Source organism: Quadrisphaera sp. RL12-1S (assembly GCF_014270065.1).
GTDB lineage: Bacteria > Actinomycetota > Actinomycetes > Actinomycetales > Quadrisphaeraceae > Quadrisphaera.
The window spans coordinates 158,361-177,285 of record NZ_JACNME010000003.1; the positions used below are offsets into that span (position 1 = coordinate 158,361).

Annotated in this window: 13 protein-coding genes; 4 read left to right on the plus strand and 9 right to left on the minus strand. The window is 74.4% G+C overall.

The window, feature by feature from the left end:
• Positions 1-43 precede the first annotated feature (43 nt).
• From H7K62_RS07035 to H7K62_RS07050, 4 genes are all read right to left on the minus strand, one after another.
• The gene (locus tag H7K62_RS07035; protein ID WP_186717235.1) at positions 44-1,624 is read right to left on the minus strand and encodes a methyl-accepting chemotaxis protein; all 1,581 of its coding nucleotides are present in this window, start codon (positions 1,622-1,624) and stop codon (positions 44-46) included.
• A 106-nt stretch (positions 1,625-1,730) separates the two neighbouring features.
• A complete protein-coding gene (locus H7K62_RS07040) occupies positions 1,731-5,243 on the minus strand; it encodes a UvrD-helicase domain-containing protein (protein WP_186717236.1) in 3,513 nt (1,170 codons plus the stop codon).
• Positions 5,240-8,542, minus strand: coding sequence for an ATP-dependent helicase (locus H7K62_RS07045; RefSeq protein ID WP_186717237.1), 3,303 nt, complete (start codon positions 8,540-8,542; stop codon positions 5,240-5,242). The genes H7K62_RS07040 and H7K62_RS07045 overlap by 4 nt, the downstream gene beginning before the upstream one ends.
• A 33-nt stretch (positions 8,543-8,575) precedes the next feature.
• Entirely contained in the window at positions 8,576-9,538 is a 963-nt protein-coding gene (locus H7K62_RS07050; protein WP_186717238.1) for a LysR family transcriptional regulator, read from the minus strand.
• A 122-nt stretch (positions 9,539-9,660) separates the two neighbouring features.
• On the opposite strand from H7K62_RS07050, the gene H7K62_RS07055 reads away from it, so the two are divergent.
• Both H7K62_RS07055 and H7K62_RS07060 read left to right on the plus strand, forming a co-directional pair.
• Positions 9,661-10,668, plus strand: a complete 1,008-nt coding sequence (locus H7K62_RS07055) for a putative oxygenase MesX (RefSeq protein WP_186717239.1) — start codon at positions 9,661-9,663, stop codon at positions 10,666-10,668.
• A 5-nt stretch (positions 10,669-10,673) separates the two neighbouring features.
• Positions 10,674-11,711 (plus strand): methionine synthase, encoded by a 1,038-nt coding sequence (locus tag H7K62_RS07060; RefSeq protein WP_186717516.1) that lies wholly within the window; start codon positions 10,674-10,676, stop codon positions 11,709-11,711.
• A gap of 574 nt (positions 11,712-12,285) precedes the next feature.
• Here the strand turns inward: H7K62_RS07060 and H7K62_RS07065 are convergent.
• Positions 12,286-13,713, minus strand: a complete 1,428-nt coding sequence (locus H7K62_RS07065) for an AbfB domain-containing protein (RefSeq protein ID WP_186717240.1) — start codon at positions 13,711-13,713, stop codon at positions 12,286-12,288.
• A gap of 351 nt (positions 13,714-14,064) precedes the next feature.
• Entirely contained in the window at positions 14,065-14,535 is a 471-nt protein-coding gene (locus H7K62_RS07070) for an EamA family transporter (protein WP_186717241.1), read from the minus strand.
• A 154-nt stretch (positions 14,536-14,689) separates the two neighbouring features.
• On the opposite strand from H7K62_RS07070, the gene H7K62_RS07075 reads away from it, so the two are divergent.
• A complete protein-coding gene (locus tag H7K62_RS07075) occupies positions 14,690-15,043 on the plus strand; it encodes a VOC family protein (RefSeq protein WP_186717242.1) in 354 nt (117 codons plus the stop codon).
• A 114-nt stretch (positions 15,044-15,157) separates the two neighbouring features.
• Here H7K62_RS07075 and H7K62_RS07080 read toward each other — a convergent pair whose 3' ends face one another.
• Positions 15,158-15,841, minus strand: coding sequence for a LysE family translocator (locus tag H7K62_RS07080; protein WP_186717243.1), 684 nt, complete (start codon positions 15,839-15,841; stop codon positions 15,158-15,160).
• The gene (locus H7K62_RS07085; protein ID WP_222437212.1) at positions 15,838-16,671 is read right to left on the minus strand and encodes a B3/B4 domain-containing protein; all 834 of its coding nucleotides are present in this window, start codon (positions 16,669-16,671) and stop codon (positions 15,838-15,840) included. Before H7K62_RS07085 ends, H7K62_RS07080 begins: the two co-directional genes overlap by 4 nt.
• A gap of 6 nt (positions 16,672-16,677) precedes the next feature.
• Here H7K62_RS07085 and pdxR point away from each other — a divergent pair, with 6 nt between their 5' ends.
• Positions 16,678-18,180: a MocR-like pyridoxine biosynthesis transcription factor PdxR gene (gene pdxR, locus H7K62_RS07090; RefSeq protein WP_186717518.1), complete on the plus strand. Its 1,503-nt coding sequence runs from the start codon at positions 16,678-16,680 to the stop codon at positions 18,178-18,180.
• Positions 18,181-18,372: 192 nt separating this feature from the next.
• Here pdxR and H7K62_RS07095 read toward each other — a convergent pair whose 3' ends face one another.
• Positions 18,373-18,882 carry a hypothetical protein gene (locus H7K62_RS07095; RefSeq protein ID WP_186717244.1) on the minus strand — a complete coding sequence of 170 codons (510 nt, stop codon included), beginning with the start codon at positions 18,880-18,882 and terminating at the stop codon, positions 18,373-18,375.
• Positions 18,883-18,925 lie beyond the last annotated feature (43 nt).

The window sequence follows — 18,925 nt, forward strand, 5'->3', positions numbered from 1 at the left end:
GGACCCACCGCGGGTGCGGTGCGTCCCCCCTCGCATGACCGGCTCAGTGCTTGAACCGACCGACCAGGCCGTCGAGGGTGGCCGCCATCTTCGACAGCTCCGCCACGGCGGCGCGGGTCTCCCCGAGGCCTCGGCTGGTGGAGGAGATGGCCCCGGCTACGGTGTCGAGGCTGGCGGCGAAGGTCGACGTGCCTGCGGAGGCGTCGGAGATCGCACGGCTCATCTCCGTGGTGGTAGCCGCCTGCTGCTCCACCGCGGCCGAGATGGTCATCTGGAACTCGTTGATCCGGCCGATGATCTGGGTGATCTCGGCGATCGCTGCCACGGCCGAGTCCGTGGAGGCCTGGATCTGGGTGATCCTGGTGGTGATGTCGGAGGTGGCGCGGGCGGTGCCCTGCGCCAGGTCCTTGACCTCGCTGGCCACCACCGCGAAGCCCTTTCCGGCCTCTCCGGCGCGAGCGGCCTCGATGGTGGCGTTGAGGGCCAGCAGGTTGGTCTGCTCGGCGATGGAAGTGATGACCTTGACGACGTCGCCGATCTCCCGGCTGGACGCACCGAGCGAGCTGATGGTGGCGCTGGTGGCCTCGGCAGCAGCCACCGCCTGCGCGGTGACCTCCGCGGCGCGGCTGGTGCTGCGGGCGATCTCCTCGATGGAGGCGCGCATCTCCTCGGCGCCCGCGGAGACGGTCTCGACGCTGCCTGCCACCGAGCCCGCGGTGCTGGTGGCGGCCCCGGCCTGAGCGGCGGCCTGCTGCGCACCGCTGTCGATCATCGACGAGGTCGCAGCGAGCTCCTCGCTGGCCGCGGCGACCGCCTGTGCGCTGGCGGCCGCCGAGGCGATGGTCACCCGGATCGTCTCCACGAAGCGGTTGAAGGCCCGGGTGACGGCGCCGAACTCGTCGGTGCGGGACTCGTCGAGGCGGGCCGTCAGGTCACCGTCACCGCTGGCGACCCCCTCCAGCCCGTCCCCCAGCGCGCGCAGCGGCCGGCGGATGCTGCGCGTCACGACGACGGCGATGGCGGTGAACGCCACCGCGCCCGCGAGCGTGCCCACCACCACCAGCAGCACAGCGCTGCGCCGGGCGCTGTCGGAGGCGGACTGCCGCACGCCCAGCAGCGAGGACTCCTCCTCGCGCATCTGCGCGGCGGTCGCGCGGATCTGGTCCATGACCTGCTTGCCCGCGCCGGCCACGACCACCGTCTGCGCCGAGGTGAAGCCCTGGGTGCGGCGCAGGTCGATCGTCTGCTGCATCTCGGCGTACTTGCTGTCGATGAGGGGGCGGATCGACGCCACCCGCGCCTGCTGCCGCGGGTTGTCCGCCGTGAGGGTGGCGATGGTGTCCAGCTGAGCGGCGGTCTCCGCCTTCGCGGCCGTGAACGGAGCGAGGTAGGCGTCATCACCGGTGATGACGTAGCCGCGCTGACCGGTCTCGGCGTCGGTGAGGCTGCTGCCCAGCGCGTCCACGGCGGCGAGGACCTTGTAGGTGTGGGTCACCATGCCCTGGTTGGCGTGCAGCGCCTCCGTGAAGTGGAGCGCGAAGCCGCCGAGCGTGCCCAGCAGGATCGTGGCGAGGGTGAAGCCGGCTGCGAGGCGGCGGCCGACGGTCCAGTGGAGGCCTGACAACGGATCCCCTTCGAGGTGGCGCCCGTGGGGCCCGGTGCCGGGCCCAGGCGGCACGACGTGCCGTCAGCCTCCCCTTCGGAGGGCGCGGTCACCGCCTTGACGCCCTTCACCCCTCGCCGTCGGAAGTCAGGACCAAGGTCCCTGCCACCAGGGCCTCGAGACCCCGAGCGTCGAGGAGGTCCGCCGGGCGGCTCGTGGTGCCGGTGGCGGCGTAGAAGAACGCGGCACCCACCTGCTCCAGCGGCACGTCCTTCCAGCGCGACCACGCCAACCGGTACACGGCCAGCTGCACCGCCGCGGCGCGGGCCGCCTCCCCGGTGGGCGGGCGCCCGGTCTTCCAGTCGACGACGTCGACGCCGCCGCCCTCGTCGGCCGGACGCGGGAAGACGGCGTCCACCCGGCAGCGCACGACGAGCCCGGCGACCGGCGTCTCCAGGTCCACCTCGACGGCCACCGGCTCCCGGCTCGCCCACTCCGAGGCGAGGAAGCTGGCCTGCAGGGCCGCGAGCTCCTCCTCGTCGGCGCCGAGCGGCCCGAGGCCGTCGCCGTCGGTCAGGTCGTCGGCCTCGGCGTCGGGGCCCAGCAGCTCGTCGACGTCGAGGAGGGCGGCCGAGCGGAACCGCTCCTCCAGCCAGGCGTGGAAGGCGACACCGCGACGCGTGGCCACCCGCGGCTGCACCGGCACGGGACGGCGGACCGCCAGCGCGAGCGCCGCCGGGTCGGCGGCGAGCTGCACCAGGCGGGAGGCCGACAGGTGGGCCGGCAGCTCCACGTCGGGGCTGCCGCCCGCGTCGCCGCGGGCCCGCTCCGCCAGCAGCGCCTCCACCTCCTCGGCCCAGGGGCCGCCCGCGCCGTGGGGCTGGGGCGCCGCGCCGTCGTCCACCGCGAGCGCCACCGCCGCCTCGCGCACCGCTGCCGCCGCGGCCTCGAGGGCGGGGCGGCGAGGGCCGAGCGGGTCGAACGGCCAGCTGGCGCGGCGGGGCTCGCGCAGCTCGGGGTTCTCCGCCTCCTCGGGGGCCTCGGGCAGCTCCGGGACCTCGTCGGCGCTCCCGCCGTGCCCCGGCGCGAGCGCGCGCAGGTGCTCCACCACCTCCACGAGGAACGCCGACGGCAGGCGCTCCTTCTTGCGCTCCCCGCCCCACCAGGCGCCGCTGAGCAGCAGCAGCGAGCGGGCGCGGGTGAGCGCCACGTACGCGAGGCGCCGCTCCTCGGCGCGGTGCGCGTGCGCGCACTGCTCGGCGTACGCGGCGCGCTCGGCCTCGGCGCCCTTGGCGTCGAGCGCGGCCTCCCAGCCCAGGTGGGGCAGCGAGTCGGCGTCTCCGCGCAGCGGGTGCGGCAGCACGCCGAGGCCGGACAGCCAGCCCTGCGAGGTGCGGGGCCTGGTGGGGAAGCCGTTCTCGGCGAGCCCGGCGACGGCCACGACGTCCCACTCCAGCCCCTTGGAGGCGTGCACGGTGAGCAGCTGCACCGCGGAGCGGCTGGGCTCGGTGCCCTCCTCGCCGCCGTCGCCCAGGCCGGGGACGGGGTCGTCGGCCTCCGTCGAGGCCTGGTCGAGGCCGTGCTCGTGCTCCTCGGCCAGGGCGAGCCAGGCCAGGAACGCCCGCAGGGAGGACCGGTGCGACGTGCCGGCCCCGGTGGCCGCGGTGAACGAGGCCGCCACCTCGGCGAGCGCGTCGAGGCCGGCGCGGGCCGCTGCGGGGCTGCTGCCGTCCAGCGAGGCGCGGGCGGCGAGCTCGACGTCCAGCAGCAGGGCCCTCTCGACGGCGACGACGAGGTCTGCCAGCGGCAGGTCCAGCTCGCGCAGCCGGCGCAGCAGCAGCCCCGCCTCCCGGACCCGCTCGCGCGCGGCCTCGGACAGGCGGGCGGCGTCGGCGGTCTCCCAGTCGGCGGGGGGCGGGTCGTCGACCGCGTCGACCAGGCTGGCCTCCTCGGCCAGCTCCGGCGACGAGGGCTGGCCGTCGGGGCTGGCCTCGGCCCGGGAGCGGCGCGAGGTGGCGCGGCGGCGCGACCAGGCCGCGAGCACTGCGAGGTCACGGGCGCCGAGGCGCCAGCGCGGTCCGGTGAGCAGACGGACCACCGCGTCACCGCGGGTCGGGTCGGCGACGGCGCGCAGCGCGGAGACGACGTCCACGACCTCCGGCCGCAGCAGCAGCCCTCCGAGGCCGACCACCTCCACCGGGACTCCGCGGGCGCGCAGCGCCTCCTCCAGCAGGGGGAACTGGGAGCGCGCGCGGCACAGCACGGCGGCGGTGCGCCGCTGGTCCGCGGGCAGGCGGGCGTCGGCGTGCCAGACCACCGCGATCCGGTCGGCCAGGAGCGCAGCCTCCTCCCCCGCCGTCTGCGCCCACGCGACCTCCACGCGACCGTCGCCGGCGCCCGGGCGCGGCCCGAGCACGGGCAGCGGCAGGCGCGAGGCGGCCCGCAGCGGCTGGGCGACGACGGCGGCGGCGTCGAGCACGGCGACGTCGTTGCGCCAGCTCGTCGAGAGCGCCAGGTGCGCGGCCGCCGCGCCGTCGGAGCGGCGGAAGCGGGTGGGGAACGCCTGCAGGCCCCCGGCGCTCGCACCGCGCCAGCCGTAGATGGCCTGGTGGGGGTCGCCGACGGCGGTGACCGGGTGCCCGCCCCCGAACAGGCGGGACAGCAGCTCGGCCTGGGCGGTGGAGGTGTCCTGGTACTCGTCGAGCAGCACCACGCCCCAGCGGGCCCGCTCCAGCGCGGCGACGGCCGGCACCTCCGCGGCGATGCGCGCGGCCAGGCGCACCTGGTCGCCGTGGTCGAGCACTCCGAGCTCCCGCTTGCGCTCGGCGTAGCGGCGCAGCAGCGGGAGCACCCGGCGCCGCTGCGCGAGCACCGCCAGCGCCTTGGCGGCCGGGGCGGGCAGCTTGCCGGGCAGGGCGCTGATGCGCTGCACCACGGCCGCCAGCGTCGCGTCGACGGCGTCGACGTCCACGAGGTGCTCGGCGCACTCCCCGGCCAGCGCCAGCACGGCGGTGACGACGGTGGACGGGGCGGCGTCGAGGTCTCCGAGACCGTCGGCGCCCGTCCCGTCGGCCGAGTCCACCACGTCCGCCGCCAGCTGCCAGGCGGCCGCCGGCCCGATGAGCTGCGAGCGCGGCTCCACGCCGATGCGCAGACCGTGGTCGGTCACCAGGCCGGCGGCGTAGGCGTGGTAGGTCGCGACCGTCGGGGAGGCCTCGCCCGCGCCGCCGGCACGGGCGGCGCCGCTCCCCCGGGGGCCCTCGGCGGTCCCAGGGATCTCGGAGGCCGCCGGCAGGGGCAGCAGACCGGCCCGGTCGAGGGCCGCGAGCCGCAGCCTGACGCGCTCGGCCAGCTCCCCCGCGGCCTTGCGCGTGAAGGTCAGGCCGAGCACGCGCTCGGGCTCGACGAGCCCGTTGGCCACCAGCCACACCACGCGCGCCGCCATCGTCTCGGTCTTGCCCGAGCCCGCCCCGGCCACCACGAGCAGCGGCGCCAGCGGCGCCTCGATGACCGCGGTCTGCTCCGGCGTCGGCGGGTGCTGGCCGAGCGCTGAGGCGATGTCGGCGGCGCTCAGCCCCTGCGGCGGGCCGGACGCCTGGACGGGTGCGGCCGTCGTCGTCGTGGTCTCCGCGGTGCTCACCGGACGCAGCCGCCCTCGGGGCGCAGCGGGCAGCTGGTGCGCACGGGGCACGTCGAGCACAGGTCGTTGGCGACCGCGTCGAAGGCGCTGGCCGCCATGCCGTCGGCGGTGCGCTGCAGCAGGTCGTGCGCCCACTGCGGGTCGGCGGCGTCGGCGAGGCGCTCCTGCGCCTGCACGCCCGGCTTGGCGCGGGTGCCGCCCAGCTGCACCAGGGCGGCGCCGCCGCTGCGCTCGCCCTCGCCGAGGGCGCCGGAGTCCACCACGGCCTGGTACAGCCCCAGCTGCGGGTGGGCGGCGAGCTCGTCGGCCTTGGGCGCGCGGGCACCGGTCTTGAGGTCCACCACGCGCAGCGACCCGTCGGGCTCGCGCTCCAGCCGGTCGAGCCGGCCCCTGACGAGGGCGCGGCCGATGGCGGCGTCCACCTCCACCTCCACGCCGGCGAGGGTGCGCCCCGCGGCGCGGGCGTCGAGCACGTAGGCGGCCAGCAGGCGCACCATCCGGTCGGCCTTGCGCCGCTCGCGCTGGCCCACCCAGGTGTCGGGCAGGCCGAGGGTCGGCCACAGCTCGTCCAGGCGGGAGGCCATCTCGGCGTGGCTGCCCTCGGGCAGCTCCTGGGCGATGCGGTGCACGAGGTTGCCCACGCCCTGCTGCAGCGAGTCGGCCGGGCGCCCGCCGCTGGCCTCCAGGAGCCAGCGCAGGCCGCACCGGCCGAAGGCCTCCACCGCGGACGGGCTGACCGGGACCGGCTGGTCGGGGTCCCGCAGGGGCGCCGCGTCGGAGACCGGCGGCAGGCCGTACCAGTCGCGGGGGTCCGCGCCGGGCACGCCCGCGGCGGCGAGACGGGCCAGCGCGGCGGCGGCGTGGTCGAGCCGGGCCTGGTCGACGCTCGTCCCGGTGCTGTCCCGCGCGCCCACCGGGGTCAGCAGCACCGAGCGCAGCTCGGCCACGAGCGCGGGCAGCGTGGTGGCGCGCGGGACTGCGCTCAGCGGCCGCTCGGCGTCGGCGCCGGACGCGCCCTCGGCGGGGGGCTCGGGCGGGCAGACGAGGTCGAGGAAGGGCGAGGGCCGCTCGTCCTCGCTGCGCACCGCCGTCACCACCACGCGGCGCCGCGCGCGGGAGACGGCCACCTGCAGGAGGCGGTGCTCGTCGTCGAGGACCTGCCGGCGCGCCGCGGCGGTCGCGGCGGAGGCGGCGACCGGCTCGTCCGCGGACACGCGCCCGGACAGCACGTCCGCCAGCTCCGGCGCCCCCAGCAGCGATCCGCGCAGGCGGGTGTCGGGCCAGGCGCCCTCCTGCAGCCCCGGGACGACCACCACCTCCCACTCCCGCCCGGCTGCCGCCGTGGGCGTGAGCAGCTCCACCGCTCCGGCACCCGTGGCGCGCGCGGCCAGGGAGTCGGCCGGGACGTCCTGCGCCTGCAGGTGCTCGAGGAAGCGCTGCGGAGGCGACCCCGGCTCCCGCTCCTCGTAGCGGGAGGCGGCGTCGAAGAGGGCGACGACGGCGTCGAGGTCGCGGTCGGCCAGCGCCGCCGCGGACTCCGCGCCCAGCCCGGACGCCGAGGGGGCCGCGAGCGCCCGCGCGCGCCACCGCTCCGCGAGCCCCGTGCTGGCCCACAGGGCCCACAGCACCTCCTCGGCGCTGCCGCCCGCCTGCGCGGCGGCGCGGCCGGCGGCGAGCACCTTGGCGACGTGCCACGCGGGCCGCGCTGCTCGCGCCGGGAGGTCAGGCCAGCGCTCGGGGTGCAGGACGACGTCGACGAGCAGCGCGTCGCTGCTGCGCTGCACCGCCGGTGGGCCGCCGGGCAGGGGGTCGGTGAGTCGCTGCCGCTCGGCGGCCAGCAGCACCTGGCGCAGCCGGCGCAGCGCCAGCGGGTCCGCCCCGCCGACGGGAGGGGCGAGCAGGGTGAGCACGTCGTCGACGGTGACCTGCTCCTCCTCGGACAGGACCAGGCGCAGGGCGACCAGCAGCGGCACCACGGCGGGCTCAGCGCGCACGGGCACCTCGGCGGGCGGGACGACGACGGGCACGCCCGCCCGTCCCAGCTCGCGGCGCAGCGTGCCGGTGCCCCCGGCGCTGCGGACCACCACCGCCATGGCGCGCCAGGGGGTGCCGGCGCGGACGTGCTCCTCGCGCAGCAGCGCGGCCACGAGCGCGGCCTCCTGCGCGGGGGTGGGCAGCAGGTGGGCCTCGACGCTGCCGTCCTCGGCGGTGGCGGCGGGCTCGGCGTCGCGGTGGGCCACCGCGCCCGCGCTGCCGGTGCGCCGCGCCACCCGCACCGACGCGGCGGCCACCGACCGGGCCGAGCGCCAGCGCGTCGGGAGCACGGCGAGCGGCGCCGGACCGGACGGACCCGCGAACCGCTCGGGGGCGCCGGCCAGGAGCGTCGGGTCGCCGCCGCGGAACGTCGTGGTGGTGGTGTCGGGGTCTCCCAGGAGCAGCAGGTCGCCGCCGCGTCCGGCGAGCAGGTCGAGCAGCTCGGCGGTGGCGGCGGTGGACTCGTGGTGGTCGTCGACGGCGACCAGCGACAGCCGCGCTCGCTCGGCGGCGAGCAGCTCCGGGTCTGCCCGCAGGGCGGCGCAGGCGTCGTGGACGATGGCCGCCGGGTCGTGCGCGCCCGGGCTGGCCAGTGCTGTGACCTGCAGGTACTCCGCGAGGACCACGGCGGCGGCGCGCCAGGCGGGGCGGGCGTGCGCGTCGGCGAGGCGGGCGAGCTCGCGCGGGCCGAGCCCGCGCTCGAGGGCGCGCATGAGCAGGTCGCGCAGCTCCCCGCGGAACGCCGGGACCCCGCGGACCGCCGCGGCGACGTCGTCCGGCCACGGCGGGACGGGCGCGTCGCCGTCGTCGTGGCCGCGGAGCAGCTCGGCGAGCACCTGGTCCTGCTCGGGGCCGGTGAGCAGCCGCGGCGCGGGACCCCCGGACGCCTGGGCGGCGCGGCGCAGCAGCGCCCACGCGAGGGAGGGCGGCGTGCGGACGAGCGCCTCGGTGGTGGTGCGGCCCAGGCGGGAGCTCACGCGGTCGCGCAGGGACGCCGCCGCGCGGCGGGAGGGGGCCAGCACGAGCAGCGAGGACGGGTCGGCGCCGTCGCGCTCGACCCGGGTGACCAGCGCCTCCAGCAGCGCCGTCGTCTTGCCGGTGCCGGGTGCCCCGAGGACGACGAGGGGCCCGCCGCCGACGGGGTGCTCGGCCACGCGGCGCTGCACGGCGTCGAGCTGTGGCGCAGCGGACGCGCCGCTCGTCGTCGTCGTGGTCGTGGCCGACGACGACGCGCGCACGAAGCGCGGCGCGGCGACGGCGGTCATGGCACGACCGTGCCACGCACCACCGACAGCCCGTCAGACGGGAGAGCCGGGTTCCTCACCGAGGAGCGCCACGCCGAAGCCGGAGACCACCGCCCGCACCTCGTCCAGGTAGCCCTGCGCGAGCTCGGTGAGCGGGACGGCGGAGTGGCCGATCCAGCCGATCTCGATGCGCTCGTCGACGTCGAGCGGGACGGCCACGATGGACGGGTCGAGGTCGTCGCTGATGATGCCGGTGGAGATCGTGTACCCGTCCAGGCCGATCATGAGGTTGAAGATGGTGGCGCGGTCGGAGACGCGGATCTCCCGCGCGCTCGACAGGGTGGAGAGGATCTCCTCGGCGAAGTAGAAGGAGTTGTTCGCGCCCTGGTCGAAGGTGAGGCGCGGCAGGTCCGCCAGGTCGGCCAGGGTGGCGCGCTCCCGGGCCGCGAGCGGGTTCTTCCGGGAGACGAAGATGTGCGGCTCGGCGAGGAACAGCGGGTGGAACGCGAGCCCGCACTCGCGCAGCAGCTTGTCGATGACGGCGCGGTTGAAGTCGTTGCGGTAGATGATCCCCAGCTCGCTGCGCAGCGTGCGGACGTCTTCGATGATGTCCCAGGTGCGGGTCTCCCTCAGGGAGAACTCGTACTGCGCGCCCTCGGTGCGGCGCACCAGCCGCACGAACGCGTCGACCGCGAACGAGTAGTGCTGGGTGGACACCCCCAGCAGCCGCCGCGACGGGGGCCCGCCGAGGTAGCGCTGCTCCAGCAGCGCCACCTGCTCGACCACCTGCCGGGCGTAGCCGAGGAACTCCGCCCCCTCGGTGGTGAGGGTGACCCCGCGGGAGGAGCGCACGAGCAGGGGGAAGCCCACCCGCGCCTCGAGCTCCTTCATGGAGGCGGACAGCGTCGGCTGCGCCACGTAGAGCAGGTCGGCGGCGGCGGAGATCGACCCCTCCGCCGCCACCTCGATGAAGGAGGACAGCTGCTGGAGCGTCACCCCGGTCGCCCGCCTCGCCATAGTCTCTGACTATAGGGAGGGATGCGTGTCTCGTATTACACGATGGCGCGCCTCCACCCCCACGATGAGCGCAGATGACCACGAGACCGGCTCGGACGGTCCCTGGCTTGGAGTGGGCGCACATGGCGGACGAGTTCACCTTCAGCACCACCACCACCCGCTTCGACGAGGACTACGCCCCGTCGAGCACCTCGCGGATCACCACGAACTTCGCCAACCTGGCCCGTGGTGAGCAGCGCCAGCAGAACCTGCGGCGGGCGCTGGCGATGATCGACCGCCGGTTCAACGACCTCGCGGACTGGGACAACCCCCGCCAGGACCGCTACGAGGTGGAGGCCGACATCGTCTCCGTGGAGCTGGCCTTCACGGCGGACGCCGCGGGCCGGCGCTTCCCGCTGTTCGAGGTGCTGGACCTGCACGTGCTCGACCGCTGGACGGGCCAGCGGCGCCACGGGACCGTCGGCAACAACTTCTCGTCCTACGTGCGCGACTACGACTTCAGCGTGCGGCTGCCGGCGCTCGCCGCAGGCTCGGCAGGCGCTGCCGTGCCTGACGACTTCGGCGACCTGCACGGGAAGCTCTTCACCGAGTTCCTCGACTCCGCCCTCTACCGGGAGCGCTTCGGCCAGCCCCCGGTGATCTGCATCAGCGTCTCCACCAGCCGCACGTACCACCGGACCGCCAACCGCCATCCCGTCCTGGGCGTGGAGTACACCCAGGACGCGCCCTCCCTCACCGACGCCTACTTCGCGAAGATGGGGCTGGCCGTGCGCTGCTTCATGCCCCGCGGGGCCGTGGCGCCGCTGGCGTTCTACCACCGCGGTGACCTGCTCAACGACTACACGGACCTGCAGCTCATCAGCACGGTCGCCACGATGGAGGCGTTCCAGAAGATCTACCGACCGGAGATCTACAACGCGAACTCGGCGGCGGGGAGCACCTACCGGCCGAGCCTGGAGCACGAGGACTTCTCACGCCCCCAGGTCCACTACGACCGCGACGAGCGCAGCCGGCTCGCCATCACCCAGGGCCGCTACACCGAGGAGCACTTCATGACACCGCACCGCGACCTGCTCCAGCGGTGGGTCACCGGCGGTGCGCCGCTCGCCGGCCAGACGGCGGGGGTGTGAGCGCCGTGCCCACCACCCTGCCGACCTCCATCGTCGGCAGCCTGCCGAAGCCGACCTGGCTCGCCGAGCCCGAGACGCTCTGGTCGCCGTGGAAGCTCGACGGCGACGCGCTCGTCGAGGCCAAGCAGGACGCCCTGCGCGCCGCGGTGCTGGAGCAGGAGCGGCGCGGCATCGACGTCGTCAGCGACGGCGAGCAGACCCGCCAGCACTTCGTCACCACGTTCATCGAGCACCTCTCCGGCGTCGACTTCTCCCGGCGCGAGACGGTCCGCATCCGCGACCGCTACGACGCGAGCGTGCCGAGCGTCGTCGGCCCGGTGAGCCGCGAGCGGCCCGTCTTCGTCGAGGACGCCGCGTTCTTGCGCAGCCTCACCGACCGGCCCGTCAAGTGGGCCCTGCCCGGTCCGATGACGATGGTCGACACCCTCTACGACGGCCACTACCGCAGCCGCGAGAAGCTGGCGTGGGAGTTCGCCGCCATCCTCAACGCCGAGGCTCGCGAGCTCGAGGCCGCCGGCGTGGACGTCATCCAGTTCGACGAGCCCGCGTTCAACGTCTTCCACGACGAGGTGCGCGACTGGGGCGTCGCCGCCCTGGAGCGCGCGGCCGAGGGTCTGCGCGCCGAGACCGTGGTCCACATCTGCTACGGCTACGGGATCAAGGCCAACAACGACTGGAAGGCGACGCTCGGGGCCGAGTGGCGGCAGTACGAGCAGTCCTTCCCCCTGCTGCAGCAGTCGTCCATCGACACCGTGTCGCTGGAGAGCCACCACTCGCACGTGCCGGTGGAGCTGGTGGAGCTCATCCGCGGCAAGAAGGTCATGCTGGGGGCGGTCGACGTGGCCAGCCACGAGGTCGAGACCCCGCAGGAGGTCGCCGACACGCTCCGGAAGGCGCTGGCGTTCGTGGACCCCGACCACCTGGTGCCCAGCACCAACTGCGGGATGGCTCCGCTGCCGAGGTCCGTGGCGCTCGGCAAGCTCACCGCCCTGGCAGCAGGGACCGCCCTGCTCCGCGAGGAGCTCTCCACCGCCAGCCGCTGACCGCCGCCGGTCGCGGAGCGATCCGCGTCTGAGCCTCCGCGGGTGCTGGGGCTCCCCCGAGGCCACGCGGGGAGCCACGGCCACGGGGCGGTCAGAGGCGGCTCGAGCCGGTCACGGCCGAGCGGTCGCCCACTGCGAGGGCGGAACGGCCCCACCCCGAGGGGGTGCACCTGCTCGACGGGCAGGTGGTCGATGACGAGGTCCACCGCACCGGGAGGGCAGCCCGCCCCAGTCTCCTCGTCCAGCCGAGGACGGTGGCTGCTCGGTGACGAGCGTGGAGGACGCGCTGCGACCGGGTCTTCGCAAGGCGCTCCACCTGTGCGCTGGCGCGACAGGCGCCGACCGGTGCACCGACGCGCTCACGGTGACCACCGGGCCGCCGTCGGGACACCCGGAGGCAACCCCTCCTGGCGACGGTGCCGCCCGGGCAGGGCGACGTCGTCGTGCAGAAGACCAGGGCCTCTCGACCGATCAGCCGCGCGGAGGCCCCCGGTCCCTGTCTCCACTGGGCTGCGTGTGGTGCGTCGCTGGGGAGGCCTGCTCAGACGCTCCCCAGCGACGCACCGGTAGGTGGTCAGGGCACTGCGCGGAAGGTGGCGTCGGCTCGGTCGGTGGCGTTGGCGATGGTGGTCACCTTGAGCTCGAAGCCGCTGTGGCGCAGGTACAGCGACGGGTCGCTGGACGAGCGGTAGCTGGTCCAGGAGGCGTCTGCCAGGCCGCTGACCGCGGTGAAGGTGGCGTCGCTGCGGGAGCGGGCTGTTCCATCGGGGGCGGCCAGCACCACCGACCCCCCGGAGTTGGTGAGGTACTGCCCGGGGAAGCCCACCGCCTCGAAGGAGACGCCCGAACCGGTCAGCCCCGTGACCTGGCGGAACTGCGCGTCGGACTGGGGGTCGAAGGGCAGCTCGTCGATGCGGCCGCGGAAGTTGGCGTGGCGGACGTACCGCTCGGGGTAGTTGGAGGACTTCAGCCTGGTGCTCGAGGTCCCACCGAAGCGGCTCAGCAGTCCGTCGTACTGCGCCTGGGTGATCGTCTTGACGTCGTTGTGCTTGGAGCCGAGCGGGGCGGTGAAGTCGCGCTTGCTCTTGAGCGACCAGGTACCCGACGCGATGTCGCCCTGCCAGACCTCGAACTTGTTGTTCGGGCAGTAGTTGTCACCCCACAGCCACCAGGTGGAGGGGTTGCTGAGGGACTGCACGGGTGTGGGTGCCTCGACGCAGCCTGCGGCCTTGGGGGGCACGGAGTACTCGGTGAAGCTGCCGGGGGCCAGGGAGGACGAGCGGGCGCCGGCGAGACCTCCGACGGGGTCGCTGCGGTAGTACAGGTAGTTGGTCCCCCCGACCCCTGTGATCACCGCGGAGTCGATGACTCCGCCGCGCCCGCCGTTGTCGAAGAAGCGCACAGGACTGGTGAACGTCTGGAAGTCGCTGGTGTACACGGCCATGATCACCCCGTTGGGGCCGCCTGCCGGGTGCGCGGAGTAGGTCACGGCGTACTGGGACCGCGACGCGTCCCAGAAGACCGCCGGTGCCCAGGTGTAGGAGTCGGGGTTGGCCCCGTTGATGGAGATGAGGCGGTCAGCGGACCAGTTGACCAGGTCGGGTGAGGTCCACATGTGGATGTTCGGGTTCGGGCGTGCGAAGTCGACCCCCGGGGCCAGGTCCGTGGCGAAGATCGCCCACGTGCCGTCCTGCAGCCGGAGCAGGTAGGGGTCGCGGATGCCGCCGGTGCCCGCCGTGGGATCGAGGATCGGCTTGTTGTCGTTGAGTGCGGTCCACTCCAGACCGTCCTTGCTGACGGCCAGGTGGACGTTGTTGGAGTTGCCCGAGCCGTTGGGGCTCTCCTTGAAGTAGGTCATGACGTAGGCGGCGTCGCCGGTTGCTGCCTGTGCGGGTGGGGCGCTGGCGGTGGTCGAGGCGCCGAGCAGGCTGGCGCAGAGGGTCGCGGCCGCTGCTAGCGCTGCCAGGCGCCGGTGACGCACTCGACCGAGGTGTGACGTCATGAACTGCGTCCTCCCATCCTCACGTGCCGCTCTGCATGTGTGAGCGCTCACTCTCATGGCTTTCCCAGCCGGACGCAACCCCTTCGCCACAGCCACCCGGAGCAGGTGAGAGGGCACTGAGTCACCGCATCTCGTTGCCCTCCTGAGGTGCGACCGCTCACTCAGCTCCACCTCAGGACGCGCCTGCCCCACGGATGTGATCATGTCCGTGGCGGCCGCAGGCGGCCGCCTCGCCCGGGCCTGCTCGACGCTCTGGCTCGCCACCGAGCGGCGCCGCGAACCTCCGCCGACAGGCCCACGCACAGGGGCACTGGCCCTGTTCGGGGCCGCCCTCCGTCTCACAAGGGATCGTCACCCGGACGAGCGCGAGGAGTCGCTCCGCGAGATCCGCTCCGCAACCGCGCGGTGCAGCCCCTGGGAGACGGCGATCCCGACCAGCACCACCACCGCGCCCACCGGCTGGTTCCACTGCACGTGCTCACCCAGCACGCTCACCCCCACCACGGCAGCGACCCCCGGGGTCAGGTAGGTGACGCTGCTGGCGGTGCTGGCCCCGGCGGCCGCGACGATGCGGAAGTCCAGCACGTAGGCCACCCCCGAGCACAGCGCTCCCAGCGCGAGCGTCGCGATCACCACGGTCGGTGTCACCGTCGCCGTCGGAGCCGCACCGGTGATGGCGAGAACCGGCCACATCAAGCCCGCGGCCAGCAGCACCTGCGCGGTGGCCAGCGCCAGCGGTCCTTCGCCGCTGCCGGCGAGGTGGCGCCGGGAGTAGGGGAAGGCGACGCCGTAGCAGGCCACTGCTCCCAGGCAGGCCAGCACGCCGACCAGCTCACTGCCGGCGAAGCCCCGCCAGACGCCGAGGACGACGGGCCAGGGACGGGCACGGGCACGGGCACGGGTACCCGGCGTCGGGCTCCACGCGAGGCCGGGGGCCAAGTGGCGGTGGAGCGGGGATGGCGGCCAGCATCAGGGGATGGGCAACATCATCAAGGTCCTTGCCCGCGTCGAGGTAGAAGACCTTCCGAGTGCCGTTGAGACCTATCGAGCCCTGACCGGAGGGACGCCGGCGCGGCTCTTCTCCTTCGGATCGATCGAGCTCGCATGGGTGGACCCTTTCCTGCTCTTGTCGGGGCCCATCGATGAGTTGCAGCGTGTGCGGCGCGTCGCCACGGTGCTGGTCGGTGACATCGCGGTGGCGGCCCAGGCGGTGGCGTCACTGGGTGGGCAGGTGCTCGAGGGACCCGGCGCGGGCCCGAACGGCACCCGCATGATCGCGCGCCATCCGGACGGCGCGCTGTTCGAGTACGTAGAGACGCTGATGGCGTGAGCAGGTGATGCACGGACCGGACTCACTGGCTGACGATCGGGTGTCGTACGGGGATCCTCGACTGGGCACCTCAGCCGCTTCGTCACTGCGACCCTGCCCTGCCGAGCAACACCCTCACGGCATGAGTTGGCCGACCACCATCGCGACGGCGATCACGACGTAGCTGACCGCGAAGACCCGGTTCGCGGCCGCCACCAGCGCCGGACGACGACGCAGCAGCGGACGCAGCACCGTCGCAGCGAGGCCGTAGCCGGTGAAGACCACGAGCGTCAGCGCCATGAACACACCTCCCAGCGCGGCCATCGCTGCGGTCGCGCCCGCGCCCGGTGGCACGAACTGCGGCAGGAAGGCGAAGAAGAACAGCGTCAGCTTCGGGTTCAGCAGGTTCAGCACCACCCCTTCACGCACCACTCGCGCCACGGACACACGCTGCAGCACGACGGTCGCCGCGCCGCCGGTGCCAGTGCCACTGCGGGAGGTGTCGCCGGTGTCGGCGCTGGCACTGATGCTGGCCACCAGGTCCTGCCCGGCGTCCGTCCACGTCATCACCGCCAGGTGCAGCAGGTAGGCGATCCCGGTCCACGTCAGCACCGCGTAGGCCACGGCGCTGGTGTGCAGCAGCGCCGCCAGCCCGGTGATGGCCGCCAGCAGGTGCGGGACGATGCCCAGCGTGCACGCCGCAGCAGCCAGCACCGCCGCGCGACGGCCCCGCAGCAGCCCAGCGCTGACGGTGTAGACCGCGCCGGTGCCCGGGGTGGCCACGATCACCAGGCTGGTCACCAGGAACGCCACCGTCACGACCACCCACCGACCTCTCCAGCGGCAGGCAGGGCCAGGGCCGGGGCAGCCTCACTCACCATGACCGGCACTGCGGCGACGTCGACGCGGCCCAGCGCCTCGACCAGCGCCGCAGCGAGCTCACCCAGGTCGTCCTCGGCCCGCTCGTGCAGCGCCTCTGCGACCACGAGCGCTCGCCGCGTCGCCGGGCTGATCACCGAGCGCCCTGACTGGCGCCAGCACCAGCGCCGGGAGTGGGCGTGCCCGGCGTCATCGACGTAGGCCACCTCACCGGGCTCGGGGTGCTCGATGTCACCGGCGAAGGTCTCGTGCTCCTCCTCGCCGACGGCGCGGGTCACGCGCAGGCAGCCCTGCACCCGGTCGAGGTCGATGATGGCGACCGGGACCGCCCAGCGCATCGACAGGGCGTTGCCGAGGTCGACCAGCGGATGTAGCCGGGGCAGGTCGCCGTGGGTGCGCAGCCGGCGCAGCAGCGACTCCGCGGCGCAGCGGTACTGGGTGGGACGCACCCCGGTCGTCGCGAACGCCGCCCGCCAGGCCTTGATCGAGTCCAGGGAGGACTCCGCGGGCCGGTGCTGCTGGCTTCGGACGATGTGCAGGTGCTCAGCGGCCGCGGCCCGCAGCGGCGCGAGCAGCTGCGCGTCAGAGCCTTCGCTGCTCACGTCCCCCACGGGGGTCGGCAGGTCCACGACGCACGCCAGAGCGCGCAGGGAGGGAAAGGTGCGCCAGATCCAGGGGTCGTGCGCGAAGTCGCGGACCGGTGCTGCCGTCGCGGGGGTGCATCCGGGTGCGGCGCCGTCGCGGGAGGTTGTCGAGCGGTGGTGGTCCACCCCACGATGCTGGGAGCCCGGTGGTCATCCGGGAAGGACCAACCACGGGTGGGAACGGTGGACCAAACGGGGACTGGAGCTGACTTCCTTCAACTGGACACCGCCGCAGCACCCACCTCCGGGCGCGCGACGTGGCTGGCAGCACGGATCCGCGACGCGGTGAGCGCCGGGACCATCGGCCTCGGGGACCTGCTTCCGCCCAGTCGTCAGCTCGCTGGGGAGCTGGGGTGGTCGCGCGGGGTGGTGGTGGAGGCCTACCAGCGCCTGGGTGAGCAGGGACTGGTCAGTGCCCGCTCGCGCGGCGGCACCCGGATCGCCCTGGTTCCCGCCGCGGCCGCCCAGCCGCCCTCACCGCCGGCTGCGCCGGTGAGCTCACCATCCCCGGCCGTGGGCGGTGGCGACGTTCTCGATCTCACCCCCGGGGTCCCCGACCTGTCACTGTTCCCGCGTTCTGCGTGGCTGCGCGCCGAGCGGGAGGTGCTGACGCAGCTGCCCGCCTCGACCCTGCGCTACGGCGACCCGGCCGGGGACCTCTCCCTGCGCCAGGCGCTGGTGAGCTGGCTGGCGGTGCAGCGCGGGCTGCGCACCACCGCTGACGCCGTCGTCATCGTCACCGGGGTCGCCCAGACCCTGGCCCTGACCGCCCACGTGCTCACCCGCGCCGGGCACTCCCGCGTCGCAGTGGAGGACCCGGGCTCGCGTGGCGCCCGCGACGAGCTCGCCTACTGGGGCCTGGCGCCGGTGCCGGTCCCGGTGGACGCCCAAGGACTGCGCGTCGAGGTCCTGGAGCAGGGCCCGGCACGGGTGGTGGTGACCACGCCCGCCCACCAGTACCCCACGGGGGTGGCGATGAGCCCCCAGCGACGCACCGAGCTGCTGCGGTGGGCGGCGCGCACCGGGGGGCTCGTGGTCGAGGACGATTACGACGCCGAGCACCGCTACGACCGGGCCCCCACCCCCGCGCTGCAACCCTCGGCGCCGGAGTCGGTGCTGCACACCGGCAGCGTGTCCAAGGCACTGGCGCCGGCGCTGCGCCTGGGGTGGGCGGTCGTGCCCGAGCACCTGCGGGAGGCGTTCGTGGAGGCCAAGCACGCCAGCGACATCTCCAGTCCGGGCCTTGCGCAGCTGACGTTCGAGCGGCTGCTCAGCAGCGGGATCTACGACCAGCACCTGCGCCGGGTGCGACGCCACCAGCGGGTCCGCCGGGATGTGCTCGTGGCGGCCCTGGGAGCCGTGACCGCCGGTGTCCCCGGTGCTCGGGTCACCGGTGTGGCCGCGGGGCTGCACCTGCTGCTGGAGCTGCCCGGTGTCGACGACGCGGCGCTCGTGCGGGCGCTTGCTGCGGAGGGGGTGGTCGTCGATGCGCTGAGTCGGCACCGAGTGCAGGAGGGGCCCGGTGGACTGGTGCTGGGCTACGCGAGCCTGGCCCCGCACCGTCTGCACCTCGCGGCAGCGGCGATCGGATCGGCGCTGCACGAGGCAGGAGTCCGGGTAGACGGTCGCCGCTGAGGGCAACCCGCCGCTTCACCGGGGAGTCTCACAGACCACCCCCGACCAGACGCCGCGGAGCGAGCCCATGCACCACTGGTCGGGGTGGCAGGGTGCTGCCGGCCGGTGCTCTGCGAAGCCGTGGTCCAAGCCCGATGACTGGGGTGGGTCGTGCTCCCAGACGCTTCCAGGGGCCAAGACGGTTGATCTGTCCTAACGCTGGGCCGCGGCCGGAGCTCGAAGGCTCGGGTCGCGAATCTCGATCGGATTCCACGTGTCGTCTAGATCTCCATAGGCGTCGATCAGAGTCCTATCTCCCAGCGGCTGACCCAGGTCCACAGTCAGGGACGTCGGTGGTTCCCCAAGGCAGTTCGCGGACAACATCCAGCGCGCGCGGGTGCGCACGGCGATGGTTGCGGTGGTAGCGGAGAGGTCGACGTGTGGACGCGTGATGCTTGGTGGAGCTCCGCTGTCACAGCCGGGTTCCTGCACCATCACAGTCACCGTGGAGCTTTTCGGATCGGGGACATAGTCGGCGGGCAGGAACCACATCGCTTCCTGGGTCCGCGAGGCCGCCGCCCAGATGCCCGCGGCGACGATGATGAGCACGGCCAAAGGCACGAGGCTGCGCCACCGGCTCGGTGTCGCAGGGGACGGATGGATCGGGAGCCGCAGCGTCGAGATGTCCTCAGGAAGCGCGGGCTGGGGGCTGGGCGCGCTCATGGGCCGAGCATGAGCGCGTGAGCGGCAAGCGTCTAGGCCATCG